The following is a 24,918-nucleotide window of genomic DNA, read 5'->3' on the forward strand; positions in this document are numbered from 1 at the left end:
CGGACTCGTCGCCGTCGTCCTCGCGATCGTGCTGCTCGTCCGGCCCGCCGGCGGGCCGGACGAGCAGCACGATCGCGAGGACGACGGCGACGAGTCCGAGGGCGGCGAGGACGATCCCGGTGGTGCGGGCGCCCGATCCCTCCCCGGAGGCGGAGGCTAGGCCTCCTGGTCCTCGCGGCGACGGCTGCGGGCGATCAGGAGCGAGCCGAGGCCGAGGGCGACAGCACCTCCCGAGAGCAGCAGCCAGGAGCCGGTCTCCACTCCGGTGGAGGGGAGACCGCCGGGGCCGGTCGGTGCGGTGATCGGCGCGGCCGTGGCGGTCGGTCCGGCCGTCGGCACGACGGTGGGCTCCGGGGTCGACGTGGGCTCCGGGGTCGACGTGGGCTCGGGGGTCGACGTGGGCTCGGGGCTCACGGTCGGCTCGGGCGTCGCGGTGGGCTCGGGCGTCGCGGTGGGCTCGGGCGTCGCCGTCGGCTCGGGAGTCGCGGTCGGCTCCGGTGAGCCGGTCGGCTCCGGCGTCGGCGTGGGCTCCGAAGTCCCCGGCAGCTCGACGGCGGCGCCCTCCGGCGCCACGGCGAGCAGCGCCCGGGCGACGTCGCTGAACGCTCCGACCGGGTGGTTGCGGAACACCGGCGAGGTGCCGAAGAGGAAGCCCTCGGTGCCCGACTCCGTCGAGAACGAGACGGCCGAGGCCTGCCCGGCCGCGTCGCTCCGGGACTGCCCGTCGGAGTCGACCCAGTGCCCGGCGACGAACGTGCCGTCCTCCGAGTAGCTCTGCTCGACCGCGACCGACTCGTCGAAGCCGGCGAACCACAGTGCCGGCGAGACGAACGCGGTGTCCTGCGGGTAGTCGCCGAGGACTCCGCCGCCGGGCGTCTCGACCGAGACGATGCCGTTGGAGCCGCTCGTGCCGGTCTGCGCAGTCAGCTCGGCCAGGCCGAAGTCGGACACGAAGGCCGCTCCTGCGCCGCCGCGGCCGACGACGTCGCCGCCCGCCGCGAGGAACTCCTCGACCACGGTGCGGCCCACGGCCTGCTCCGCGGTGAAGGAGAGGGCGCGTCCCACGTAGAGCACGTCGGCGCTCTCGAGGGTCGCGGTGCCCGCGGTGAGCGCGGCCGCGTCGACGGCGACCGCGTCGGCGAAGCCGAGCTTGGCCAGCGCGTCGCGGTCCTCGTTCGTGCCGGAGTAGGCGACGCGGAGGGCGTCGAGCGCCTTCCCGTCCTCGGCGCGCACGCGGTCGGCGGTGGTCGCCGTGAAGTCGACGCCGAAGGCGGCGGCGGCTCCCTCGGCGGCCGCGAGCCCGGCGGCGTCTGCACGGAGGGCGATCGTGCCGTCCTCGAACTGCTCGAGGGCGACGCCGTCGGCCAGCAGCGCGTTGACGGCCTGGTACTCCAGGACGCCGCGCGGCTCGAAGGCGAGGTAGTCGGCGCCTGCCGGGACGGAGCCCACCGGAGCCACGGCGGTCACCGGCTTCAGGCCGACGGCCGGGAAGGCGTCGGTGGTGGAGCCGATCGCCTGCACGTCGGCGCCCCAGAGGAGCGAGAGGCTCCAGGCCGAGACGTCGTACATCTCGGGCACGCGGCTCGAGATGTCGCTGCCGTCGGCGAGGAGGACGTTGGCGAGGCCGCGGACCGACTGGTGCATGTCGACCAGGTAGGTGCCCGCGGGGTAGGAGACTCCTTCGACGCTCGTGGCGGCCGTGGTCCGCGACACCTCGACGCCGTGGGCGAGCAGCTGCGCGACGAGGGTCTCGGCGTCCGAGACGGAGCGCTGCGTGCCGTCGACGGGGATGACGTAGGCGCGCGGGTACTCGGTCGTGTAGACGTCGGTCTCGTCCCAGATCTCGGTCCACTCGGTCGGCACGCCCGCGGGCAGGTCGGCCGCGGAGACGTCAGCGGGGATCTCGACGGCGGGGGCGCCGGTGACGCCGCGCTCGAAGATGGCGACCTGGTTGCTCAGGAGCGCGTCGCGGTTGGCCTCGATGTAGTCGACGGAGGCGTCCATGACGATCCCGGCGACCTCGACGTCGATGTCCGCGTTGGCCCGGCCCTGGGCGATCTCCTCCGGAGTGCTGTTGGCCGTGCGGCCGAGCGGAAGCTCCACCGTGTTGGTGATCGCGCCCTGGAAGGCGACGTACTGCGGGGCGAAGATGGGGGGCCAGTCGTCCCAGCCCGCGCGGATGTCGCGGTAGGGGATGAGGATCTTCCCGGTGTTGTCCGTGGTGGCGCTGCCGTCCTCGGCGAGGTAGGTGTTGCCGGGCACGTCGGCCTCGACGACGCGGCGCTCGATCTCCAGCGCGGTCGCGTACGCGTGCGGGAGGAAGAGGTCGTACTCGTAGTTCTCGCCGTGCGGCGGGCCGCAGGGCTCGACCTGGAGGATCCCGGTGTAGCCGTGGATGTCGATGAAGTACGTGGGCTGGAGCACGCTCGAGAGGTCGCGGATCACGGCCGCCTCGCTGGTGGCTCCGGTGATCATGTCGCGGTTCGGGTCGTAGCCCGCGGCGACGGCGCGCTGGCCGAGGGCGCGGCCGTCGGGGTTGTTGGTGACGGTGAAGTAGAGGCGGTTGCCCTCGAGCAGCGCCTCGGTCTCCGCGTCCTCGGCGGTGGCGACGCCCTCGATGTACTCGAGGATCGCGTCGCTGCCCTCCCACTCGTTGCCGTGGATGTTGCCGTTGAACCAGACCGGCACCTTGTAGCCGTCCATCAGCTCGGCGTCGGCGGCCGCGGCGGCGGGCTCGTACTTGAGCCGGTCACGCCACTCGGCCTGCTGCGCCGTCTCGGCCTCGGTCTCGGGGGCGGTGACGGTGACCAGGTAGATGTCGCGGCCGAGGCCGGACTTCCCGACCACCTGGGTCGAGACCCGGTCGGAGCGGGCGGCGAGCGCGTTCAGCTGCGGCGCGATGGCGTCGTAGGGGGTGACTCCGCGCAGGAGCGAGGCGTCGGTCGGGTCGACGGGCACCTCGGTCAGCGGGGTCTGCTGCGGGTAGCTGGTCGGCACCGCGATCGGAGCGGACGGCGGACGCACGATGTCCACGCGGGTGTAATCGGCGGGTGCTGTCGTCGTGGCGGTCGCCGGCGGGGCGACCAGGAGGCCGCCGGCGGCGAGCGCGAGCGCGGCGCATCCGGAGGCGAGGGCGGTTCGAGATCTCAAGCGGAGTTCTTCCCTTGTCGAGGCGTGACGGAACGGATCGGGCCCCCGTCGGCGTCTGGATCTCCGAATCGGATGTGAACCCTCTCAGGAAGATAGAGACTCCATGTTTCCGTCACGTGTCGGCCGGGTCACCTCCGCGAGATGCCTCGTCGGAGGCCTCGCGCGGCGAGTCGAGTGTCGGAGCGGCATCCGACGAGAGGAGGAGAGAGGGCCTGGTCAGAGGAAGAGGGAGAGGACGAGCGTGGCGCCGAGCGCGAGGACGGAGGCGAGGGAGACGCCGACGGTCACGGACTTGAGGGCGCCGCGGACCGACTGGCCGAGGAAGCTCTGCAGCAGCCAGAAGGTGTTCGAGGTGACGTGGATGCAGAACAGCGCGCCGGAGCCCGCGGCGAGCGCGATCAGCAGAGGGTCGAGGCCGAGTGTCGCGGCGACCGGCGCGACGACTCCGGCCGCCGTGATCGCCGAGAGGGTGACCGAGCCGACCGCGATGTGCAGCACGGCCGCCATCACCCAGACGAGCAGCAGCGGCGCGGTCGCCGAGGTCGAGAAGTAGCCCTTCAGGATCTCGCCGAGGTCGCCCTGCGCGATCACCGCGGCGAGCGCCCCGCCGACGCCGGTGAGCAGGAAGATCTGCCCGCCGTCCTGGAAGCCCTTGGCGACCGCCTTCTCCATCCGCGCGGTTCCCACGGTGGACCGGCCGACCACTCCGGTGCCGATCACGGCGAGGAGGAGCGCGATGACGGGGTTCCCGAGGAACTGCAGCACCGGCAGCTCGATCCCGGAGACGGTGAGCACCGCCTGCGCGGCGATGAGCAGGAGAGCGAGGAGCATGGGCGCGAAGAGGAGCAGGAGCGGGCGCTCGCGGGCGGCGTGGGCGTCCTGCGCCTCAGCGGGACCCGCCGCGTCCTCGACGGACGAGCCGGACGAGCCGCCCGACACCGCTCCGGCTCCGCCCGAGGACGCCCCGCCGCGCCCCCGCGCGCCGAACGACGGCAGCCGTCCGCCGTCCGCGGCGGGCGACGCTCCCACCGTCGCGAGCCCGGTCGTGTCGTCGCGCACGACCAGCTGCTCGTCGCGCGCCGGGTCCCAGAAGCCGAGGCGGAACGCGAGCGACATCAGCAGGATCGTGACCACGACCGTCGGCGCCACCACCGCGAAGCCGCCGAGCATCATCACGCCCAGCGGCACTCCGAGCAGCCCCGCGAGCGCGACCGCGGCGAAGCCGGGCACCATCATCACGATGCCCGTCTCGAGCCCGACGGCGAAGGTGACGGCGACGATGCCGGTGCCCGCGCGCCCCAGCCGCGGCGCGATCCGGCGCGCGAGCGGGGCCGCGATCACGATCAGCGCGTCGACGAAGATCGTCTGCAGGTAGGTGGCGAAGGACAGGCCCAGCGCGTAGGGGATCCCGCGGCGGCCGAAGACGCGCAGCAGGCCCTCGACGAGCCGGACGACGGCGCCCATCTCGTTGAGCATCGCGCCGATGAGCACGCCCCAGCCGATCAGGAGGCCCGCCTCCATCATCACCTCGCCGAAGCCGGTGGTCATCGTGGAGACGGTGTCGACAGGGCCGAGCCCGGTGAGCAGGCCGATCGCGGCGGCTCCCACGGCCAGCGCCAGCACCGGGTTGAACCGGAAGCGCACGATCGCGACGACCACCACGACGATCACGAGGGCGACGACGCCCAGGGTGTACCACTCGGGCATGACGTCCTCCTCCGCCCGCGACTGCGCGTGCCGTCACACCCTAGGGGACCGCCGCGCACCCCCTCGCCCCCGCCGGGCACGGGGCCCTAGCGTGGACGCATGGCACTGACGCTCCCCGAGCCCCGACTCCCCTCCCTCCTCGACTCCCCCGTCCTGCGCTGGGGGGTGATCGCGCCCGGCTCGATCGCCGGCTCGTTCGTCGAGGCGCTGCAGAAGCACACCCGGCAGCGCGTGGTCTCGGTGGGCTCCCGCTCGCTGGAGCGCGCGGAGCGGTTCGCGAGCCGGTTCGGGATCGAGCGGGCCTCGGCCGGCTACGAGGCCGTGGTCGAGGATCCGGAGGTCGACGTGGTCTACATCGCCTCGCCGCACTCGGAGCACGCCCGCCAGGCGCTGCTCGCCATCGCCGCGGGCAAGCACATCCTGGTCGAGAAGCCGTTCGCGCCGACCCCGGGCGAGGCCGAGATGATCGTGCACGCCGCGCGCGACGCCGGAGTCTTCGCGATGGAGGCGATGTGGATGCGCTACCTGCCGCACATGGACGTCGTGCGGCAGCTGCTCGCGGACGGGGCGGTCGGCGCGCCCGCCGTCGTCTCGGCCGACTTCGGCGCCGCCTTCGACTTCGACCCCTCCAGCCGCATCTTCGACCCGGCGCTCGCGGGCGGCGGCCTGCTGGACGTCGGCGTCTACGCCTCCTCCTTCGTCTCGATGGTGGCGGGCACCCCGCAGAGCACCGTCGTCGCCGGCAGCATGACCTCGACCGGCGTCGACGCGACCGCGACGATCGTCGGCAGCCACGCGCACGGGGTGCAGTCGGTGGCCACCTCGACCGTGCTGGCCGACACCCGCCACGCGGCGAGCGTCGCGGGGCGGGCGGGGCGGATCGACGTGCACCCGTCGTTCTGGACGCCGGGCGGCGTGACGCTCACCCGCGGCTCCGAGAGCGGGTCGTGGATCGACGAGACGCCGCTCCAGGGCGGCGAGGGCCTCGCCTGGGAGGCGCTGCACGTCGCGCAGTACGTGACGGAGGGGCGCACCGAGTCGCCGCTGCACCCGCTCGACGAGGTGGTCGCCGTGGTGCGGACCCTCGACGACGCGCGCCGCCGGCTGGGCGTCTCGGTGTAGGGCGGGCGGCGGGAGACCGCCGTCCCGGCCCTCAGCCCGCCGGCAGCTCGACGCGGAAGCTCGTGCGCCCCGGCTCGGACGCGACGAGGACGCGCCCGCCGTGGGCGTCGACGACCGCCGCCACGATCGCCAGGCCCAGCCCCGTCGATCCGGTCGTGCGCGCTCGGGAGGAGTCGCCACGGGCGAAGCGCTCGAACAGCACCGGCACCAGCTCCGGCGCGATGCCCGGGCCGGAATCGGTGACCGTCACGACTGCGATCGGCCGCCCCTCCGACACCTCCTCGGCGAGCGCCGCCACGACCCGGGTGCCGGGGGGCGTGTGCACGGTCGCGTTCCGCAGCAGATTGGCGACCACCTGGTGCAGCCGGAAGCCGTCGCCGCGGATCTCGATCGGCTCCTCGGGGAGCTCGAGGTCCCACTCGTGGTCGGGGCCCGCGGCGTGCGCGTCCGACAGCGCCTCGATCACGAGCAGCGTCAGGTCGACGGGCTCCTTCTCGAGGTCGCGGCCCTCGTCGAGGCGGGCGAGCAGGAGGAGGTCCTCGACCAGCGAGGTCATCCGGGTGGCGGCGGACTCGATCCGATCGAGGGAGTAGGCCGCCGACTCCGGCAGCTCGGTCCCGCCGCGCCGGGGCAGCTCCGCGTAGCCGCGGATCGCCGCGAGGGGAGTGCGCAGCTCGTGCGAGGCGTCGGCGACGAACTGCCGCACCTTGTCCTCGCTCGCCTGCCGCGACTCCAGAGCACCGGTGACGTGGTCGAGCATGCGGTTGAAGGCGGCGCCGACGCGGCCGACCTCGGTGCGGGTGTCGGCGTCCTCCTCCGGGACCCGCTCGACCAGCTCGACGGCGCCGCGGTCCAGCGGCAGCTCGGCCACGCGGGTCGCCGTCGCCTCCACCCGCTCCAGGGGCCGCAGGGCCACGCGGATGATCGCGGTGGCGACGAGGGCGACCAACAGCATCGCCAGCAGCACCACCACGACGACCACCCAGGTGAGGGAGGCGAGCGTCTCGGCGACCTCGCCCAGGGGGACGCCGACGACGACGACGGAGCCCTCGACCGCCGCCGCGCGCACGCGGTAGGTCCCGAGACTCCCGGGCAGCTCGATGGTCGCCTCCTCGCCCCCTGCGGCGACGGCCGCCGCGAGCACCGAGTCGGCCGGGTCCGAGAACTGCCGGCAGACCCCGTCGGCGTCGACGTAGGCGCCGATGAAGGAGCCGTCCGAGCCCTGGACGGCGGTGATGGTGCTGAGGTTCTGGCTCGGGCCGCCGCCGAAGGATCCGCTGGGGCAGGTCGTGGCCTGCTCGATCGCGCTCGACCCGCCGAAGCGGCTCGGCCCGTCGAAGTCCTGGAGGCGCGTGACCGACTGGCTGAGCGACGCGTCCGTGCTGCCGTAGAGGATCGAGCGGGCGGAGAGCACGCTGACCGCTCCCACGACGCCCGCCGTCACCGCGACGAGCGCGACCACGGCGACGACCATCCGCCGCCGCAGAGTCCACGGCGCGCGCCGGCCGCGGCGGGAGCTGCGGAGGGCGGAGCGGGTCGCGAAGTCGCCGAGCGACGGGCGGCCGGTGCGGCTCACTGGTCGGCGGGCTTCAGGAGGTAGCCGGCGCCGCGCACGGTGTGGATCATCGGCGAGCGGCCGGCGTCGATCTTCTTGCGCAGGTACGAGATGTAGATCTCGACCACGCTCGACTTGCCGCCGAAGTCGTACGACCAGACCCGGTCGAGGATCTGGGCCTTGCTGAGCACGCGGCGCGGATTGCGCATCAGGAAGCGCAGCAGCTCGAACTCGGTGGCGGTCAGCTCGATCTCGTCGCCGCCCCGGCGGACCTCGTGGCTGTCCTCGTTCAGCACCAGGTCACCCACGACGACCTCGGGGTCGTCCGCGTCGTTGGCGAGCAGGGTGCTGCGGCGGATGAGGCCGCGCATCCGGGCGACCAGCTCCTCGAGGGAGAAGGGCTTGGTGACGTAGTCGTCGCCGCCGGCGGTGAGCCCGGCGATCCGGTCGTCGAGCGCGTCCTTCGCGGTGAGGAAGAGGACCGGGGTCTCGCTGCCGTCCGCGCGGACCCGCTGCAGGACCTGGAGGCCGTCGATGTCGGGGAGCATCACGTCGAGCACGATCACGTCGGGCCGGAACTCGCGGGTGATCGTGATCGCGGCGCGGCCCTCGGCGGCGGTGCGCACCTCCCAGCCCTCGTAGCGCAGAGCCATCTGGAGCAGGTCGGTGAGGGTGCTCTCGTCGTCGACGACGAGGACGCGGATCGGCGTCCCGTCGGCCCGCTTCAGGCGGGTGCGCTGCGCGGGGGCGAGGTGCTTCGAGGGGGCCGGGGTGCTCATGACTCCAGTATCGGGAGTTCCCTATGGATCGGCTATGACCGGCCGATGCCGTCGCTGTGCGCTCCCGATGCGTCCTCCGCGGGATCGGCGTCGAGCTCCTCCGGAGCGATCGCCGCGGTGCGCGCGTAGCCGCGGACCCGCCGGTCGATGAAGGTCGCCGCCCAGAGCAGGACGCCGATCACGAGCAGCACCCCCGCGATGCCGTACTGGGCGGTGTCGCGTCCCGAGGTGATCGGCAGCACCAGGTAGACGCAGGCGATCGTGCCCAGCACCGGCAGCACGGTGGGGGTCCGGAAGTGACGGTGCTCGACCGGCTGCCGCCGCAGCACCAGCACGGAGACGTTGACGACGGCGAAGACCGCCAGCAGGAGGAGGGACGTGGTCCCGCCCAGCAGCACCGCGATGGGGTCGGAGGGGTCGCGAGACACGTAGGCGGTGAGGAGCAGGGCGATCACCGTCGTGAAGAGGATCGCCGCCCACGGCGTGCGCCGTCCGCGCAGCACGTTCTGCAGGAACGGCGGCAGCACGCCCTGTCGGCTCATCCCGTAGAGCAGGCGGCTGGCCATCATCATGTTGATCAGCGCGCTGTTGGCCACGGCGAAGAGCGAGATGAAGGGCAGGAGCGTCGAGATCGGGAAGTCGGGCGCCGCGGCCTCGACGACCGTGACGAGCGGAGTGTCGTTGCCGGCCAGCTCCCCCACGGGGACGATCGCGACGGCGAGCGTGGACACGAGCACGTAGACCACGGCGGTGATGCCGAGACCCGTGAGCATCACGCGCGGGAAGATGCGGCTGGGCTCCTTCGTCTCCTCCGCCATGTTCACGGAGTCCTCGAATCCGACCATCGCGAAGAACGCCAAGGAGGTCGCGGTGCTCACCGCGAGCAGCAGCGACTTGTCCTCCGGCGCCTCGAACGCGACCACCCGCGAGAAGTCGGCCTGCCCGCCGAACACGGCGAAGAAGCACACGAAGATCACGAGCAGCAGGCCCGAGAGCTCGATCAGGGTGAGCACCACGTTCAGCCCGACGCTCTCGGCGACGCCCCGCAGGTTCACCAGGGCGATGCAGACCATGAACACCAGCGCGATGCTCAGCCGCGTCCCCGCGCCGTCCCCGAGCCCGAAGCCGATCGCGAAGTTGCTCGCGAAGGCGCCCGAGGCGGCGGAGGCCGAGGTGATCCCGCTCGCCATCACGGTGAAGCAGACGAGGAACGTGACGAAGTGGATCCCGAACGCCTTGTGCGCGTAGAGCGCGGCGCCCGCGGCCTGCGGATACTTCGTCACCAGCTCCAGGTAGGAGCAGGCGGTGAGCGTGGCGACGACGAACGCGATCACGAAGGGGAGCCACGCGGCCCCGCCCACCTCGGCCGCGACCTGCCCGGTGAGGGCGTAGATCCCGGTGCCGAGGATGTCGCCGACCACGAACAGCAGCAGCAGCTTGGGGCCGAGCACGCGCTTGAGCTCGGGCGGGGCGGACGTCTCTCTCGTGGCGGTCATCGTCGGCCCCTCCCGTTGCGGATGAGCGCGAGCCTACGACCGCGGGCACCGCCCCGGGAAGAGCGGGCGCCCGGGGAGCAGGAGTCGACGTCACCCACGACTCCGCCGTCGCGCCGTGCGCAGCGCAGCCTCCACCTCGCCGGCGGGAGGCTGCGCGAGGCCGGCTGACCGGATGCTGCCACGGCCGGAGCCTGCCCGGGCGTCCGGTGGTCCCCCGACCCTCCGCCCCGCGCGGAGCCGGGGGTCCGCCGCATGTCCGGATGCTGCCGTGCCCGGATGCTGATCTGGTTCCGCCGACGGGCCTCCGCGAGGCTCGGAGGACCACGACGAGAGGACGCACCATGACCGCCACTGCACCCGCCGCCACCCCGCACCTCGGCCCCGTCGCCACCGGAGGCGCCCTCGCCTGGGCCGCGCTGGCCGCGCTGCTCCTGCTCGGGGAGCCGCACCCCGCGGCTGTCCTCGTGCTCGTGCTCGCGGCCGCCGCCGCGACCTCGCTGAGCGTCGTCGCCGTCGCCCGCCGGCAGCCCCCCGCCCGCCGCACCGGCGTCGTGATCGGTCTCCTCGCCCCCCTCCTCGCGAACGCCGGTCTCACTCCGCTCGCCGCGCTGGTCGGCCCGGCCGTGTTCGGAGCGGTAGCGCTGGTCCTCGCCGGTGAGCTCGCCGTCGTCGCGGTTCTCGCGCGGCGGCGCTGAGTGCGCGCCTCCTACACTCGGGAGGGTCGGGAGAACGGGGGGCCGCCGGTGCTGAGCGAGAACGCGATCGCGCTGTACCTGCACGCGTCCGTGCGCGGAGACTGGTCGCTCGAGAGCGCGTCGGACGAGCTCGGCGTCACCGTCGACGGCCTCCGCGAGGCGCGTGACGAGCTGCTCGGGCTCCGGCTGCTCGCTCCGCTGCACGCGGGCGCGGAGTCGCTCGCCACGGCCGCGCCGGACATCGCCCTGGCCGAGCTGATCGCCGACGACGAGCGGCGCCTCCTCGAGCTGCAGACCGGGATCACCCGCCGCCGCAGCGAGCTGATGGCCCTCGTCCCCGCCTACCGGAGCGCCCGCAGCGCCCTCGCCGCCGCGGAGCAGGTGGAGGTGATCGAGGACCCGGCGACCGTCCTCCGGCTGCTCCTCGACCTGCAGCGCGGAGCCTCGGAGGAGGTGCTGATCGCCGCTCCCGGCACCAGCAGCGTGGAGCGGCACGAGGCGAGCGACGCCGTCGACCGCGAGCTGCTCGGGCGCGGTATCGCGAGACGGACGCTGTACCACGACCGCCGCCGCGACAACGCGGCACTCCGGCGCTCGGTCGCGGAGCTCGAGCCGCTGGGCGCGCGGTTCCGGACCCTCCCGGTGCTGCCCTTCCGGCTGGTGGTCTTCGACCGCTCCCTCGCGATCGTCGCCCGCTCCCGGGACGAGGACGACCGCGCCGCCCTGGTCGTCCGCTCCTCCGAGCTCGCGGCGACCCTGGCGCGCGTCTTCGACGCGGCGTGGGAGTTCGCAGCGCCCCTGCACGCGGCAGGTGCCGAGGAGGAGCCCTCCCTCTCCGCGGTGCAGCGGTCGATCCTGCAGGGCCTCGCCGCCGGGCTCACCGACGAGGCGCTCGCGGCACGGCTGGACCTCAGCGTGCGCACCTGCCGTCGGCACATCGCCGGTCTCTTCGAGCTGCTCGGCGCCGAGAGCCGCTTCCAGGCGGGCGTGCTCGCGTCTCGGCGGGGCTGGCTGCCGGTCCGACCGCGCTGACGCCGGCCGTCGGCGAGCTCAGCGCCGCGGAGCCGCGGTGTCGGAACGGGGTGTCCGCTAGCGGACACGTCCTCTTCCGGCTCTTGTCCCGGCACTCTCCCAGGTCGAACATGGGGACCGCCGCCGACATCCCCGATGACGGGCGGCCTCCGCACCGCGACACCGTACCCGACGGGACCGCGGCCCCGACGCCCGCGCCGTACCCGACGGACCGCGGCGCATCAGCGACCTGAGCCGAACGCGCGCACAGGCGCTCCTCCGGCGCGCCGTCCGGCACCCCCGACCGACGACGCTCCGGGCCCCCGCTTCCACCTACCCGAAGAGCTCACCCGTGAACCCCAGCACCCCCGCCCGCACTGTTCCTCCCTCTCCACCCGAGATCCGCCCGCTCCTGACGCGCCAGCAGCGCGTCGCCAGCCCCCGTGCCGTCACCAGCCGCGCCAAGCAGCAGTCGCCCTCGCTCATCATGATCGTGCTGCTCTCCGGCGCCGGCGCGCTGCTCTACGGCGCCTTCCTGCTCAACCCGCGCAACATCGGCGACCCCCTCCCGTTCGCCATCGTCATCATCTGCGAGCTCTACCTGATCGGCCAGGCCGCGCTCACGATGTGGACCGCCCTGTCGAGCACGTACGACCCGCGCGACTCCGCCTTCCACTCCGCCCGAGCGACGCTCTACGGGAGCCCGGTCGACGGCATCCCGATCGGCGAGGACCTCTACCTCGGCCGCCGCCGCATCACCGTCGACGTCTTCATCACGACCTACAGGGAGGACCCCGCGATCATCGAGGAGACGGCCCGTGCGGCCCGCGACATGCGCGGCACCCACATGACGTGGCTCCTCGACGACGGGGACGACCCGCAGGTCGCCGCGATCGCCGATCGCCTGGGCGTCCGGTACGTGGTGCGCGAGGACCGCGCGGGTGCCAAGGCCGGCAACGTGAACCACGCGCTCCGTCTGACAGACTCGGACTTCGCCGTGATGATCGACGCCGACTTCGTGACCGTGCCGGAGTTCCTGGAGGAGACTCTCCCCTTCTTCGCCCACGACGACGTCGCCTTCGTGCAGGCCCCGCAGGTCTACGGGAACGCGCACAACTTCATCTCGCGCGGCTCCGCCTACATGCAGATCGTCTTCTACGCCCTCACCCAGCCGGGCAAGAACAAGTACAACTCCGCCTTCTGCGTGGGCACCAACGCCGTCTTCCGCCGCAAGGCCCTCGACGACATCGGCGGGATGTACGAGGGCTCGCAGTCCGAGGACATCTGGACGTCGATCTTCGTGCACGAGCGCGGCTGGCGCTCGATCTTCGTGCCGATGACCCTCGCGGTCGGGCGCACGCCCGAGACGATCGAGGCCTTCGTCCGCCAGCAGGTCCGCTGGGCCGTCGGCGGGTTCGAGATCCTGCTCAAGCACAACCCGTTCTCGCCGAAGCGCCGGCTCACGACCGACCAGCGCGTGCAGTACTTCATGACCGTCACGTTCTACTTCACCGGGATCGTGCCGCTGGGCCTGATCGTGCTGCCCCCGCTGCAGATCTACCTGAACATCACGCCGGTCAGCCTCGAGGTGCCGCTCGTCGAGTGGATCCTCTTCTACTGCGGGTTCTACGTGCTGCAGATCGGGCTCGCGCTGTTCATCATCGGCTCGTTCCGGTGGGAGACGCTGCTGCTGTCGACCGTCACCTTCCCGATGTACACGAAGGCGTTCTTCCTCGCTCTCGCGGGCCGGAAGCCGGCCTGGACCTCGACGGGCGCGACCGGGCAGGCCGCCTCGCCCTTCAACTTCATCAAGGTGCAGATGGTCTTCCTGGTGTTCCTGGCCGCGACCTCCGTCGTCGGCTTCCTCAAGGCGGAGTGGACCGCGGAGTACTCGGTGGCGCTCGCCTGGAACGTCCTGAACACCCTCACGCTCGGAGCGTTCGCGGTGATCGCGGCGCGCGAGCACGTCCTCCTGAAGCGCGCCGCCCGGGCCGAGGTGGTCGCTCCGAGCGGCCCCGCCGCCGCGGGACGCCACGGACTCGCCGTGGGTGCGGCATGACCGCGCTGCGCTGGCTCGGCTTCCTCGCCTCGTGCGCCCTCGCGCTCGGCGCCGCCGCCGCCGGCCTGGTCTACGCGAACAACTCCTCGCTCACCGTGCGGGCGGCGAGCGCTCAGCTCGTCACCGACGAGTACTCGCTGGGGACGCCCTACGCGGGCACGATCCAGGACCTCACGATCTCCCGCGGCGACGCGGTGGAGAAGGGCGACGTGCTCTTCAGCCTGCAGAGCACCGTCCTCGAGTCCGACATGCAGACGAAGACGTTCACCAGCGCCGATGTCGGCTACCGGATCGAGGAAGGCGGCCTGATGGTCTTCACGGCGGCGCTGGACGGCGTGGTCACGTCGGTCGACGCCGAGATCGGCTCCTTCGTCGAGGAGGACCAGATGATCGCGGTCGTCGCGATCTCGGACTCGATCCACCTCGAGAGCGAGTTCGTGCTCGGCGCCCGGGACTACTCGCGGGTCCCGATCGGCGGCACCGTCGCCGTGGCGATGCCGGACGGGACGACCGTCGACGCCGAGATCTACGACGTCGAGGTGGAGCGGTTCCACGAGGGGCGGGCGACGACCGTCATCCGCGCGCGCACCGACGAGATCACGACGCAGGACTACACCGTGGTCGGAGCTCCCGTCGCGGCGGAGGTGCGGCTCCGCGACGACGGCGACGGCTTCGGCGGCTGGCTGGTCGCCCAGCTCGGCAGGCTCTTCACGCCGGGCGGGTTCGCGCGGTGAGGCGCGGGGCGGGGGCGGCCCTCGCTCTCGCCCTCGCGATCGCAGGCCTCACCGGATGCACGTCCGACGGCTCCGCGTCCGACTGGGCCGTGGCAGCGTCCGTGCACGCGCGGGAGCTGCCGCAGGTCCCCGGCCCCTACGCGGGGACGGCGCGGCTCGCCGAAGGGGTGCGGCCGCCGACGAACTCGTGGGTGTCCGGACCGGTGTTCGGGGAGGATCTCCCGCTCTACTCAGGGATCCTCACCGTCACGCCGCGCGCCGACGGCTTCACCGTGGGCCTCCCGATCGTGGAGGCGGCTCCGCGGACCGTCTACGCCCTCGCCCGGGACGATCTCACCGTGACGGTCCCCTCGAGCGCGGTGGCGCTCTCCGCGTTCGACGACCTCGTCGCGCACTGGAGCCTCGCGGGTGCCGGTGAGCTCGTCGCAGCCGAGGGCTGGCCCTACGCCTCCTACCGGACCGAGAGCGCCCAGACGGTGCTGATCGGAGGCGCCACCGCTCCCGAGCGCGCGGCCGGCGGCCTGCTCCTGGTCACCGCGGGCGGACAGCGGTACGGGCTGGTGGCGCCCGCCGCCGCCCTCGATACGTTCCCCCGGATGACGCTGGACGGCACGCTGCTCCTCTTCGCGGTGCCTCCGGGAGCGAGCAGGGCGCGGATCGACGAGCTTCGGCGTCGTGCAGTGCCCCTCGAGGGCGCGAGCGTCTCCCACGACGTCACGGCGAGCACCACCACCACGACCTACGCGCTGCGGACCGAGGGCGGCGCCGAGACGTTCTTCGGCCTCGGGGCCGAGGGGGCGATCGGCTACGACACGCTCTACGGCCGGGTGGGGCTCCGTGCGGGAACGTCGTTCTCCCGCGCCGCCCCCACTATCGTCGAGTCGGGGGCGCTCGATCTCGGCTCCCTCACGGCCGAGGAGAAGACGACGCTCCGGAAGCAGGTGCCACTCGACGCCGCGGCCACCCGCTTCGCCGCGCCCGACACCTACGGAGCCGGCAAGGAGCTCTACCGCGCCGCTGCTCTGCACCGTCTCGCCGTCGACCTCGGCCTGGAGGAGGTGGCGGCCGACCTGCACGACCGGATCGCCGCCGAGCTCGACCAGTGGCTCGACCCGCGCGGCTGCGCACCGGGTGCCGTGAAGTGCGTCGTCTACGACCCCGTGCTCGGAGGCGTCGTCGGCTCCGCGCCGTCGTTCGGGTCCGACGCGTTCAACGACCACCACTTCCACTACGGCTACCTGCTCTCCGCCGTCGGGATGCTGGCCGCCGAGGACCCGTCCCTCCTCGAGCGGTACCGGACCGTCGCGGACCTGCTCGCCCTGGATCTCGCCTCTCCCGTCGACACCGCCGAGTTCCCGCGGCTGCGCGTGTTCGACGCGTACCGCGGCCACTCCTGGGCCTCGGGGCTCGCGCCGGCCCGGGACGGCAACGACCAGGAGTCGGTGTCCGAGGCGGTCAACGCCTGGAACGGCCTCGCCCTCTGGGCCGCCGCCTCCGGGAACGCGCCGCTGCTCGAGGAGGCGCGCTGGCTGCTCTCCCTCGAGACGCAGGCGGCCGCAGACCTCTGGCTGAGCCCGGAGACGCCGGTCGGCTTCGAAGCGCCGTTCGTCGCGATCAACTGGGGCGGCAAGCGCGACTACGCCACCTTCTTCGACGCGACACCCTCGGCGCTGCTGGGGATCGAGCTGATCCCGATGCCGCCGTCGACCGCGTTCCTCCCCGACCCCTCGCGGGTCGACGAGCTCGTGGCCGGAGCCCCAGGCGCGCCGCTCGCCGACTACGTGCTGATGCTGCAGGCGACCAGCGACCCGGCCGCGGCTCTCGCGCGGGCGGAGCGCCTGCCGGACTCCTCGATCGACAGCGCCGACTCGCGCAGCTACCTGGTGGCGTGGATCCTCACCCGCTGATCCCGCACAGCCCGCTCAGCCCGCGTGCGCTCCGAGGAACGCGAGCGCCCGCGGCCAGGCGTCGGTCGCCGCCTCGGCCTGGTAGGTCTGCTCGTTCGCGTCGTTGAAGAAGGCGTGGCCCGCTCCCGGGTAGACGACGACCTCGACGTCCTTGCCCTCGGTCGCCTCGCGGATGCGCGGCACCTGCTCGACGAGGGGAGCGTCCTGATCGCCCAGGAACGCCAGCACCGGCACCTGCAGCGCGCCGAGCTCCTCGGCGGACGCGGTGACGTGCCCGTAGAACGGCACGGCCGCCGCCAGCCGCGGCTCGGCCAGCGCGAGCGCCCACGAGAAGGTGCCGCCGTAGCAGAACCCGGTGACGGAGACGCTGGTCGCGCCCTCCTGGCGCAGGAGCCGCTCGACGAGGGCGCGGAGGATCGCGACGGTGCGCGTCGCGTGCTCCGGAGTGAAGACGGGGGCGAAGAAGGTGCGCAGCTCGACCTGGCGCGGCAGGCGCCGCACCGGGTGGTCGTAGTCGGCGCGCTGCTCCTCGTCGAGCTGCTCGAGCAGGCCGCTGTCGGCCAGGAGCTCGGGGGCGACGACGCTGTAGCCCTCGGCCGCGTAGCGGTCGGCGACCGAGCGGATGTGCCCGTCGACCCCCCAGACCTCGTGGATCAGGATCAGCGCGCGGCCGCCCTCACCGCTGCGGTACACCGGTACGTCGTGCTCGGCCAGGGTCCAGGTCTCATCGCTCGTGGGCATGCTCGCACCCTAGCCCCGGACCCCGGGAGCACGCGTCGTCAGAAGTCGTACTCGCAGTTGCGGAGGTTCGCCACGTCCTCGGTGAGCGTCGGCTCCCCGCCGAGCAGGAACGCGTAGTTCTTCGAGTTGGAGGCCAGGAAGCGCAGCGTCGAGTCGTGCACGCAGTCGCGCTCGGTCAGCAGCACGGACGAGCCCAGGGCCGCCGCCGTCGTCGCTCCCGAGAGGGCGTCGGCGAAGGAGGACCCCGCGGCGAGGAAGACGCTGTCCTGCAGCAGCGACTGGGGGTAGGCGCTGTTCAGCTCGACGCTGGTCTCGTAGCGGTCGCGGCCGGCGATCCTCGAGACCGAGGGGGCGAGGCCGCGACGCTCGAAGTCCGCCACGTACGCGTCCCGGATCGAGGGGTCGCCGCCGAGGAACTCCACGTGCTCCGGCGCCAGATCGCGCACCGCGGTCGCGGTCGCGGAGTCGGCGCCCGAGGTCGCACCGTCGACCAGCAGCACGGGCTGCGCACGCCAGCCGGCGATCGGCGCGGCCGACAGGGCGTCGGGGAAGTTCGTGCCGGTCGCGACGAACATGTTCGAGTAGGGGCCGCTGCCGAAGGCGTCTGCGACGATCCGGCGGGAGGTGTCGTAGCGGTCCGTCCCGCCGATGCGCTCGGTGCCGCCGACGATCGAGCGGATCGCGGAGAGGACCCCGGGGCTCACGCTCAGCTCGCTGCCGACGACCACGACCCGCTCCGGGCGGAGGCGGCGGATCTCGTCGGAGACGACCCGAGGCAGGCGGTCGGGATCGGTGAGCAGGAGCGCGCCTCCGAGGGCGGCGGCGGCCGGGCCGGCGCTCAGCGCATCCGGCCAGTTCGCCCCGCTGGCCACGTAGAGCACCGGGATGCCCGGGGAGAAGTAGCCCGTCGCCTCCACCGAGGTCGCGTAGCGGTCCGATCCGGCGAGGCGGCCGGTGTACTGCTGGTAGTCGCTGCTCAGCGAGAGGTCGATCCCGGCGGCCGATCCGCCCACCGGGACGCGCACGTCGCCCGCGTCGCCCGAGCGGAGGACGTGGTCCCAGTAGCTGTCGTCGATCACGTCGTCGCGGCTCGACGCCCGGACGAGGTAGTCGCCGGGGACGACCTGCTGGAACGAGTACGGGTTGTCGCCGCCCGTGATCAGGTCGAGCTCGCCGGTGCGGAAGTAGCCGTCGGTTCCCGGGTCGCGGTACCAGATGTCGACGCGCTGGTCGCCCGCGACGCCGCTCAGGCGTCCCTCGAGCGACCCCAGCCGTGCGGTGCGCAGCTGCACGCCGGCCGCCGGGGCCTGAAGCGGCTCGGCGCTGCGGGCGACGGCGCTGCCGCCGGACCAGAGGTCGGCGTACAGGTCGGCGTTGTCCTTGATCAGCAGGTAGTAGGTCTGCCCGGCGGTGAGCCCGTCGATGCTGAAGGTGAGGTCGCCGGCGACGGAGTGGTTCCCGAGGAGCCCCGCCTCGCTCGACCAGACCTCGACGTTCAGGAGGGCGCCGCGGGGAGTGGTGGTCGCGATCGAGCCGTCGGCCTCCTCGACCACGACACGGCCGCTGATCGACGCCGCAGCGCTCGCACGGGCGGCGCTCGGCGCCTCGTCCGGCACGGCGGGCAGGGGGGACTCGGCGCTGGGCTGCCAGAGAGGCTGCCCCTCGGGGAGCACGATCGAGCGGGGCGCGTCGGAGGCGGCGCCGAATGCGGCGACGGGGGCGGCCGACGGCGCGGCCGCCGATGCGGCGGAGGCGAGCGGGCTGGAGGTGATCGCCAGGGCGGCGACGAGGACCGCGGAGGCGGCGGACCTCAGAACGAGCGGGGACACGGCGGAGTGCCTGCTTCCAGGAGGAGGTCGCCCTGCGGCCGACCCGGCGGAGGGGATCGCGCTCATGCTAGCGGCGGCCCGCGCCCCGTCGTCCTCCCCGATCAGGGGTCAGGAGACAGGCGGCGCGACGAGGATGTCGTCCCACTCCAGAGCACGCTCGAACCGGAAGCCGTGCCGCTCGTAGAGGCGGCGGGCGTCGCTGCGCTTCAGCACGTCGAGCCGGAAGGGCAGACCCGGCCGCGCCTCCTCCGCCATCACCCGGCGCAGGACGGCGCCGCCGACTCCGCGTCCCTGTGCGTGCGGCGCCAGGTAGAAGTGCTCGATCCAGACCGCGTCCGGCTCGACCCGCGCGGCGATGCTCCCGGCGAAGGCGCCGTCGAGCTCGATCACCCGGGTGAGCTCGGGCCGGTAGCCGTCGAGGAAGCGGTGCCGCACGCGGTGCTCGTCGTAGCGGTCGAGCGTCTCGAGCGACGGGCGCATGACGACCGCGCGCAGCTCGGCGATCGCCGCGGCGTCCTCCGCGGTGGCGGGGCGGAGCGACCAGCCGGCGTCGTCGGCCACGGTCAGCGGCCGCGGGGCTTGCGGGTGCGCCGCACCGCCGGCGCCGACGCCTTGGCGCGGGCCGGCTTCTTCTTGCCGCCGCCGGCCCTCTCCGCCTTCTCGCGCGCCTCCCGCGCCTTCGCCTTGGCGGCCTTCGCCCGCGACTCGACCTTCGGCGTCGCGGCGGTGCCGCGCGTGGTGTTCGCGCTGCGGCCGCGGACGACTCCGATGAAGTCCTCGACGTCGTCGCCCTTGTCGTCCGTCACCCAGGCGAGGCGGACGGAGGAGGGAGCGACGCCGGTCACCGGCACCGCGGTGACGTCCTTGCGGCTGTGCACGCGCGCCACCGACTGCGGCACGATCAGCACGCCCACGCCGGCCGCGACCTGCTCGACCGCGTCGTCGAGGCCGGCCATGCGCGGCAGCGGGCGCCGCGAGCCGTCCGCGAGCTCCTCGGCGACCGCGGCCCACTCCGGCACGTCCTCCGGATCCTGGAGGAGGTGCTCGCCGGCCAGCTCGGCGACGTCGAGCTCGTCCGCGGCGGCCAGGGCGTGCTCGCGGCCGACGACGGCGACGGGCTGCTCGTCATAGAGATGGATGGAGCTGAGGGCGGAGGAGGAGACGTCGCCGCGGACGAACGACAGCTGCGCGCGGCCGTCGAGCAGCGCCTGCTCCTGATCGCGCTCGGCGACGACGGTGATGCGCAGCGGGAGATCGGAGCGGCGCTGGCCCCAGACGCGGGTCCACTTGGTGGGGGTGACGCCGGGCACGAGGGCGACGGCGAGCACGGGGCCGGCGGGGACGGCGTCCCCGGCGTCGGAGTCGGCGGCGTCGGAGTCGCTGTCCTCGGCGTCGAGATCGTCGGAGTCGAGATCGTCGGAGTCGAGGTCGTCGGAGTCGCCGTCCTCGGAGGCGCCGTCCGTGTCGTCCGACTCGGTTCCGGCTCCGGCGCCGACCGCACCCGATCCGGCCGACGCGTCGTCCGCCGTCGCGTCCGCCCCGCCCTCCGGACGCCCCTCCGCCTCGGGAGCGGCCTGCGGGTCGACGGTCTCGGGCTGCTCGCTCATCCCCTCAGGGTAGGTGGTCCGCGCCGCGCCGGTAGGGTTGCCGCATGGCCAAGGCGACACAGACGATGAAGGCTGCGACCGCGGCGAAGAAGCTGCAGGTCTACCTGCCCGCGACCCCGGAGGAGTTCCAGGAGTCGGCGATCACGCGCGAGCAGTACGACGAGCTCGCCGCGAACCCGCCCGCCTGGCTCGTGCAGCTGCGCGAGGAGGGGCCGCACCCCCGCTCCGTCATCGCCTCCCGGCTGAACGTCTCCATCTCGGGGCTCGCCCGCGGCGGCGTCACCGAGGCGCTGACCACTCCCGAGATCCAGGCCCTGCTCGACGAGGTCCCCGAGTGGCTGCGCGTCGAGCAGAACCGCTACGCGGAGGTCCGCCGCGAGCAGGCCCGAATCAAGTCCGAGCGCGCCGCCAAGGCCGCCGACTGACCCCACCCCCGCCTGCGGGACCCCGACCCGGCGCGCGCGACGTGCGCTGCGGGCCGGAGCGGGATCCCGCCGAGGGGAGCCGCGCGGCTACTGGTTCGAGAACGCGGCGTCGAACGACGCGGTCGGGGTCCTCCAGAGCAGCGAGCGGATGAAGCCGACGGCCTCCTTCGCGCCGTGGAGGCGGTCCATCCCGGCGTCCTCCCACTCGATGGAGATCGGGCCGGAGTAGCCGATCGACTCCAGCGCGCGGAACGCGTCCTCCCACGGGACGTCGCCGTGCCCCGTCGAGACGAAGTCCCAGCCGCGGCGCGGGTCGCCCCACGGCAGGTGCGAGCCGAGCACGCCGGCGCGGCCGTTCTTCGGGCGCAGGCGGGTGTCCTTGCAGTCGACGTGGTAGATCCGGTCCTTGAAGTCGACGATGAAGCCGACCGGGTCGATGTCCTGCCACATCATGTGCGACGGGTCCCAGTTGAAGCCGAAGGCCGGGCGGTGCCCGATCGCCTCGAGGGTGCGCACGCTCGACCAGTAGTCGTAGGCGATCTCGGACGGGTGCACCTCGTGCGCGTAGACCACGCCGTTCGCGTCGAACTCGTCGAGGATCGGGTTCCAGCGGGTCGCGAAGTCCTCGTACCCTTCGTCGATCACGGAGGCCGGCACCGGCGGGAACTGCGCCACGTAGGGCCAGATCTTCGAGCCGGTGAAGCCGACGACCACGTCCACGCCGAGCTTGCGGGCGACCCGCGCCGAGCGCTTCATGTCCTCGGCGGCGCGCTGACGCACCCCCTCCGCGTCGCCGTCGCCCCAGGTGTAGTCGCGCAGGAGCGCCTTGTGGCGGAAGTCGATCGGGTCATCGCAGACGGCCTGGCCGGTGAGGTGGTTCGAGATGGCGAAGACCTCGAGGCCGTAGCGGTCGAGGATCTCCAGGCGCGAGGCGGCATAGGCGTCGTCCTCGTCCGCGCGCTTGAGGTCGAGGTGGTCGCCCGAGGCCGCGATCTCGAGTCCGTCGTAGCCCCACTCGGCGGCGAGTCGGGCGACCTCCTCGAAGGGCAGATCGGCCCACTGCCCGGTGAACAGCGTCACGGGGTGGGTGGCGGGGTAGGTCTTCTCGTCGCTCATGCGGCGATCTCCGTCCAGTCGGCGGCGGGCACGGTCACCCAGGCGCCTGTCTCGGCCGCGTCGAGCACGGCCTCGGTGATGCGCGCCGCGCGGAGGCCGTCGGCGAAGGTCGGCAGACCCTCCACGTCGGCGCCCGCCACGGCGGCGTAGGTGTCGCGGGCGAACGCCGTGAAGGCGTCCTGGTAGCCCATCGGATGACCGCTCGGCACGATCGAGAGCCGGGCCGCATCGGGCGCGAGGATCGAGGCGTCGCGCGGCACCAGCAGGGCGCTGTCGCGCCGGCCGACCCACAGCGTCTCGGGGAGCTCCTGCTCGAAGCGAAGCGACTCCTCCAGCCCGGACACCTCGAGCACCAGCTCGTTGCGGTGGCCCGCGGTGACCTGCGAGACGAGGAGCGTGCCGACGGCGCCGCCCTCGAGCCGGACGATCAGGCCGGCCACGTCCTCGGTGCTCACGGGGCGGCCGCCGCGCTCGGCGTGGACGGTGCTCGTGATCGCGGCGAGCGAGTCGATCCGGTCGCCGGTGACGAACTCCAGCAGGTCGACCAGGTGCGAGCCGATGTCGCCGAAGGCGCGCGAGCGGCCGCCGGCGGCCGGGTCGACGCGCCAGTTGTCGTCGGAGGCGCCCAGCAGCCAGTCCTGGAGGTAGCTCCCGCGGACGGTGACCAGGCGGCCGGTCTCGCCGGAGGCGACGCGGGCACGGGCCTCGCGCACCATCGGGTGGAAGCGGTAGGCGAACGGGACGGTCGCCACCACGCCGGCGGAGGACGCGGCCGCAGCGAGCGACTCCGCCTCCCGCAGCGTCGCGGCGAGCGGCTTCTCGCACACCACGTGCTTGCCCGCCTCGATCGCCGCGAGCGCGAGTGCGGCGTGCGTGGCGTTCGGGGTGCAGACGTGCACGAGGTCGATGCTCTCGTCCTCGATCAGGGCCCGGGCGTCCGGGTAGGCGCGCTCGACGCCGAGCTCGGCCGCCGCCCGCTCGCCCTTCTCCGGGGTGGAGGAGGCGACTCCGGCGAGCACCGCTCCGGCGCTGCGGGCCGCGCGGCTGTGCACGGCCGCCATGAAGCCGCCGCCGAGCACGCCGACGCGCAGGGGCGCGGGCATCAGGAGAGGGTCGCTTCGGTCGGGTCCCAGCTCTCGGGCAGTGCGGGGCGGGGCGTCGCGGAGCTCGTGACGAGGACCTTCTCGCCGGTCTCGGCGGCCTCGAGCAGCGAGAGCATCACGTCGGTGACGTGGTACGCGAGGTCTCCGGAGGCGGCCTCGGGGCGGTCGGCCCGGATCGCGCGGGCGAGCTCGAGCACGCCGGTGCCGCGGGAGGCGGTCGAGCCGACCGCCTCGATGACCTCCGGCTCGGCGGACCCGCGGCGGTGCAGGGTGATCTCTCCGTCGTGCTGGTTCGGGTCGGGGAGGACGAGGGTGCCCTCGGAGCCGTTGATCTCGACGAAGCCGGTGCGCGGCAGGCTCGACTCGAAGCTCCACACTCCCTGGGCCGAGGCCCCGGACTCGAAGCGGAGCAGCCCGCCGATGTGCGTCGGGATGGTCACCGGGAACTCGGTGCCCTCCTTCGGGCCGGAGCCCACGACGCGGGTGGCGCGGGCCTGGGACGAGACGGCGGTGACGCTCTCGACGGGGCCGAGGTTCTGCACGAGCGTGGTGATGTAGTACGGGCCCATGTCGAGCAGCGGTCCGCCGCCCTCGGCGAAGAAGAACTCCGGGTTCGGGTGCCACGACTCGGGGCCGGGGCCCTGGAAGAGGGTGAGGGCCGAGAGCGGCGTGCCGATGGCTCCGCTCTCGATCACGCGCTGCGCCGTCTGGAGGCCCGCGCCCAGGAAGGTGTCGGGAGCGGTCGCGACGCGCAGCCCCTTGTCCTTTGCCAGCGCGAGCAGCTCGATCCCGCTGTCGCGGTCGAGCGAGAAGGGCTTCTCGGTCCACACGTGCTTGCCCGCCTCGACCGCGCGGCGCGCGACCTCGACGTGCGCGGCCGGGATCGTGAGGTTGACGACGATCTCGATGCCCTCGTGCGCGAGGAGCTCCTCGACGGTGCCCGAGGCGGGGACGCCGAAGGCCTCGGCCTGGGTCCTCGCCCGCTCGAGGTCGATGTCGGCGACGAAGAGCACCTCGAGGTCGGGGAAGACGGTGAGGTTGGTCAGGTACTGGGTGCTGATGTTGCCGGCGCCGATGACGCCGACGCCCACGCGGCCGGTGCCGCTCATGCGCCGAGCCCCGAGACGTAGCGGTGGGCCGACTCCAGGCCCTCGAAGATGTCGCCGGCGTAGGCGTCGAACTCCAGCACGGGCAGGGCCTGCGGAGCGGCGGCGAGGATCGCCGGGACGTCCATCGCGCCCTCGCCCGCGGGCAGCTGCTCCTGGGTGTCGGCCGAGATCGGGCCGTCCTTCACGTGCAGGAAGCGCACCTGGTCGCCGAGGCGTCCGAGCACCTCGACCGGGTCGTCGCCGCCGACGGCCGCCCAGTAGGTGTCGAGCTCGAGGACCATGCGCGGGTCGAGCAGGCCCGCGAGGTGCTCGAAGGCGCTGCGGCCGTCGACGCGGTTCTCGAACTCGAAGGCGTGGTTGTGGTAGCCGAGCACCAGGCCGCGGGCGGCGGCGGAGTCGACCAGCGCGTTCAGCTCGTCGGCGATGCGGGCGACGTCGTCCGCGGTGGTCCAGCGGGTCGGGTCGACGAAGGGGTCGATCACGGTCTCGACGCCGAGCGAGGCGGCCGTGTCGAGGATCTCGTCGACGGTGGCGTCGCCCTGCGGGCCGAGGAGGCGCGCGTGGGCGCTGGGAGCGCGCAGTCCGCTGGCCGGGAGCGCCGCGCGGTAGGCGTCGGCCAGGTCGACGAACCCGAAGAGCTCGACCGTGGTGAAGCCGATCGCCGCGAGGCGGTCGAGGGTGGCGGGCAGATCGGCCGCGAGCGGCTCGCGCACCGAGTACAGCTGGACAGAGAGGTCTGGGGGTGTGGCCACCGGTGGGGCTCCTGATCGCAT

Annotated in this window: 20 protein-coding genes; 7 read left to right on the top strand and 13 right to left on the bottom strand. The window is 73.3% G+C overall.

The window, feature by feature from the left end; genetic code table 11:
- Positions 1-156 precede the first annotated feature (156 nt).
- Together C5C54_RS01710 and C5C54_RS01715 are read right to left on the bottom strand one after the other, a co-directional pair.
- Entirely contained in the window at positions 157-3,150 is a 2,994-nt protein-coding gene (locus tag C5C54_RS01710; protein WP_104287677.1) for a M14 family zinc carboxypeptidase, read from the bottom strand.
- Between the two features lie 216 nt (positions 3,151-3,366).
- Entirely contained in the window at positions 3,367-4,857 is a 1,491-nt protein-coding gene (locus C5C54_RS01715; RefSeq protein ID WP_104287678.1) for a GntP family permease, read from the bottom strand.
- Between the two features lie 99 nt (positions 4,858-4,956).
- Here C5C54_RS01715 and C5C54_RS01720 point away from each other — a divergent pair, with 99 nt between their 5' ends.
- On the top strand, positions 4,957-5,979 hold the full coding sequence (locus C5C54_RS01720) for a Gfo/Idh/MocA family protein (protein ID WP_104223651.1): 1,023 nt from the start codon (positions 4,957-4,959) through the stop codon (positions 5,977-5,979).
- 31 nt (positions 5,980-6,010) lie between these two features.
- Here the strand turns inward: C5C54_RS01720 and C5C54_RS01725 are convergent, their stop codons facing one another.
- Genes C5C54_RS01725 through C5C54_RS01735 form a run of 3 tightly spaced genes read right to left on the bottom strand, consistent with a single transcriptional unit; the run spans position 6,011 to position 9,809 of the window.
- Positions 6,011-7,555, bottom strand: coding sequence for a cell wall metabolism sensor histidine kinase WalK (locus tag C5C54_RS01725; RefSeq protein ID WP_219812137.1), 1,545 nt, complete (start codon positions 7,553-7,555; stop codon positions 6,011-6,013).
- Positions 7,552-8,313, bottom strand: coding sequence for a response regulator transcription factor (locus C5C54_RS01730; protein ID WP_104223650.1), 762 nt, complete (start codon positions 8,311-8,313; stop codon positions 7,552-7,554). Before C5C54_RS01730 ends, C5C54_RS01725 begins: the two co-directional genes overlap by 4 nt.
- Positions 8,314-8,345: 32 nt before the next feature.
- Positions 8,346-9,809, bottom strand: a complete 1,464-nt coding sequence (locus C5C54_RS01735; RefSeq protein WP_104247764.1) for an APC family permease — start codon at positions 9,807-9,809, stop codon at positions 8,346-8,348.
- A 341-nt stretch (positions 9,810-10,150) separates the two neighbouring features.
- Between C5C54_RS01735 and C5C54_RS01740 the strand changes: the two genes are divergently transcribed.
- From C5C54_RS01740 to C5C54_RS01760, 5 genes are all read left to right on the top strand, one after another.
- Positions 10,151-10,504 carry a hypothetical protein gene (locus C5C54_RS01740; RefSeq protein WP_104223648.1) on the top strand — a complete coding sequence of 118 codons (354 nt, stop codon included), beginning with the start codon at positions 10,151-10,153 and terminating at the stop codon, positions 10,502-10,504.
- Positions 10,505-10,552: 48 nt separating this feature from the next.
- On the top strand, positions 10,553-11,536 hold the full coding sequence (locus C5C54_RS01745; protein WP_104287679.1) for a helix-turn-helix transcriptional regulator: 984 nt from the start codon (positions 10,553-10,555) through the stop codon (positions 11,534-11,536).
- Between the two features lie 331 nt (positions 11,537-11,867).
- Positions 11,868-13,574, top strand: coding sequence for a glycosyltransferase family 2 protein (locus tag C5C54_RS01750; RefSeq protein ID WP_104287680.1), 1,707 nt, complete (start codon positions 11,868-11,870; stop codon positions 13,572-13,574).
- Positions 13,571-14,308, top strand: coding sequence for a biotin/lipoyl-binding protein (locus C5C54_RS17810; protein WP_104337724.1), 738 nt, complete (start codon positions 13,571-13,573; stop codon positions 14,306-14,308). Before C5C54_RS01750 ends, C5C54_RS17810 begins: the two co-directional genes overlap by 4 nt.
- On the top strand, positions 14,305-16,215 hold the full coding sequence (locus C5C54_RS01760) for a glycosyl hydrolase (protein WP_104287681.1): 1,911 nt from the start codon (positions 14,305-14,307) through the stop codon (positions 16,213-16,215). Before C5C54_RS17810 ends, C5C54_RS01760 begins: the two co-directional genes overlap by 4 nt.
- A 15-nt stretch (positions 16,216-16,230) precedes the next feature.
- Here the strand turns inward: C5C54_RS01760 and C5C54_RS01765 are convergent, their stop codons facing one another.
- The 4 genes from C5C54_RS01765 to C5C54_RS01780 all read right to left on the bottom strand — a co-directional run bounded on the left by C5C54_RS01765 (position 16,231) and on the right by C5C54_RS01780 (position 20,392).
- Positions 16,231-16,956, bottom strand: coding sequence for a dienelactone hydrolase family protein (locus C5C54_RS01765; RefSeq protein WP_104223644.1), 726 nt, complete (start codon positions 16,954-16,956; stop codon positions 16,231-16,233).
- Between the two features lie 38 nt (positions 16,957-16,994).
- Positions 16,995-18,785: a cell wall-binding repeat-containing protein gene (locus tag C5C54_RS01770; RefSeq protein ID WP_104262974.1), complete on the bottom strand. Its 1,791-nt coding sequence runs from the start codon at positions 18,783-18,785 to the stop codon at positions 16,995-16,997.
- 108 nt (positions 18,786-18,893) lie between these two features.
- Positions 18,894-19,346, bottom strand: a complete 453-nt coding sequence (locus C5C54_RS01775; protein WP_258061255.1) for a GNAT family N-acetyltransferase — start codon at positions 19,344-19,346, stop codon at positions 18,894-18,896.
- A gap of 2 nt (positions 19,347-19,348) precedes the next feature.
- A complete protein-coding gene (locus C5C54_RS01780; protein WP_104287682.1) occupies positions 19,349-20,392 on the bottom strand; it encodes a LysR substrate-binding domain-containing protein in 1,044 nt (347 codons plus the stop codon).
- 44 nt (positions 20,393-20,436) lie between these two features.
- Here C5C54_RS01780 and C5C54_RS01785 point away from each other — a divergent pair, with 44 nt between their 5' ends.
- Positions 20,437-20,817: a DUF5997 family protein gene (locus tag C5C54_RS01785; protein WP_104223641.1), complete on the top strand. Its 381-nt coding sequence runs from the start codon at positions 20,437-20,439 to the stop codon at positions 20,815-20,817.
- Positions 20,818-20,904: 87 nt separating this feature from the next.
- Here the strand turns inward: C5C54_RS01785 and C5C54_RS01790 are convergent, their stop codons facing one another.
- The 4 genes from C5C54_RS01790 to C5C54_RS01805 are packed head-to-tail and all read right to left on the bottom strand — an operon-like array spanning position 20,905 to position 24,897.
- Complete coding sequence (locus tag C5C54_RS01790; RefSeq protein WP_181127832.1) at positions 20,905-21,933, bottom strand: sugar phosphate isomerase/epimerase; 1,029 nt, start codon at positions 21,931-21,933, stop codon at positions 20,905-20,907.
- Positions 21,930-23,036, bottom strand: a complete 1,107-nt coding sequence (locus tag C5C54_RS01795) for a Gfo/Idh/MocA family protein (RefSeq protein ID WP_104287683.1) — start codon at positions 23,034-23,036, stop codon at positions 21,930-21,932. The genes C5C54_RS01790 and C5C54_RS01795 overlap by 4 nt, the downstream gene beginning before the upstream one ends.
- Positions 23,036-24,145 carry a Gfo/Idh/MocA family protein gene (locus C5C54_RS01800; RefSeq protein ID WP_104287684.1) on the bottom strand — a complete coding sequence of 370 codons (1,110 nt, stop codon included), beginning with the start codon at positions 24,143-24,145 and terminating at the stop codon, positions 23,036-23,038. Before C5C54_RS01800 ends, C5C54_RS01795 begins: the two co-directional genes overlap by 1 nt.
- Positions 24,142-24,897 (bottom strand): sugar phosphate isomerase/epimerase, encoded by a 756-nt coding sequence (locus C5C54_RS01805; RefSeq protein WP_258059739.1) that lies wholly within the window; start codon positions 24,895-24,897, stop codon positions 24,142-24,144. Before C5C54_RS01805 ends, C5C54_RS01800 begins: the two co-directional genes overlap by 4 nt.
- Positions 24,898-24,918 lie beyond the last annotated feature (21 nt).

The sequence above is a fragment of the Rathayibacter sp. AY1F2 genome (assembly GCF_002930885.1).
In the GTDB taxonomy this organism is placed as follows: domain Bacteria; phylum Actinomycetota; class Actinomycetes; order Actinomycetales; family Microbacteriaceae; genus Rathayibacter.

Excerpts from the sequence above, each read along its gene's own strand:
- C5C54_RS01720 (WP_104223651.1), top strand. The coding sequence starts at position 4,957 with ATGGCACTGACGCTCCCCGAGCCCCGACTCCCCTCCCTCCTCGACTCC.
- C5C54_RS01800 (WP_104287684.1), bottom strand. The coding sequence starts at position 24,145 with ATGAGCGGCACCGGCCGCGTGGGCGTCGGCGTCATCGGCGCCGGCAAC.
- C5C54_RS01715 (WP_104287678.1), bottom strand. The coding sequence starts at position 4,857 with ATGCCCGAGTGGTACACCCTGGGCGTCGTCGCCCTCGTGATCGTCGTG.
- C5C54_RS01785 (WP_104223641.1), top strand. The coding sequence starts at position 20,437 with ATGGCCAAGGCGACACAGACGATGAAGGCTGCGACCGCGGCGAAGAAG.
- C5C54_RS01795 (WP_104287683.1), bottom strand. The coding sequence starts at position 23,036 with ATGCCCGCGCCCCTGCGCGTCGGCGTGCTCGGCGGCGGCTTCATGGCG.
- C5C54_RS17810 (WP_104337724.1), top strand. The coding sequence starts at position 13,571 with ATGACCGCGCTGCGCTGGCTCGGCTTCCTCGCCTCGTGCGCCCTCGCG.
- C5C54_RS01780 (WP_104287682.1), bottom strand. The coding sequence starts at position 20,392 with ATGAGCGAGCAGCCCGAGACCGTCGACCCGCAGGCCGCTCCCGAGGCG.
- C5C54_RS01740 (WP_104223648.1), top strand. The coding sequence starts at position 10,151 with ATGACCGCCACTGCACCCGCCGCCACCCCGCACCTCGGCCCCGTCGCC.
- C5C54_RS01790 (WP_181127832.1), bottom strand. The coding sequence starts at position 21,933 with ATGAGCGACGAGAAGACCTACCCCGCCACCCACCCCGTGACGCTGTTC.
- C5C54_RS01735 (WP_104247764.1), bottom strand. The coding sequence starts at position 9,809 with ATGACCGCCACGAGAGAGACGTCCGCCCCGCCCGAGCTCAAGCGCGTG.
- C5C54_RS01730 (WP_104223650.1), bottom strand. The coding sequence starts at position 8,313 with ATGAGCACCCCGGCCCCCTCGAAGCACCTCGCCCCCGCGCAGCGCACC.
- C5C54_RS01765 (WP_104223644.1), bottom strand. The coding sequence starts at position 16,956 with ATGCCCACGAGCGATGAGACCTGGACCCTGGCCGAGCACGACGTACCG.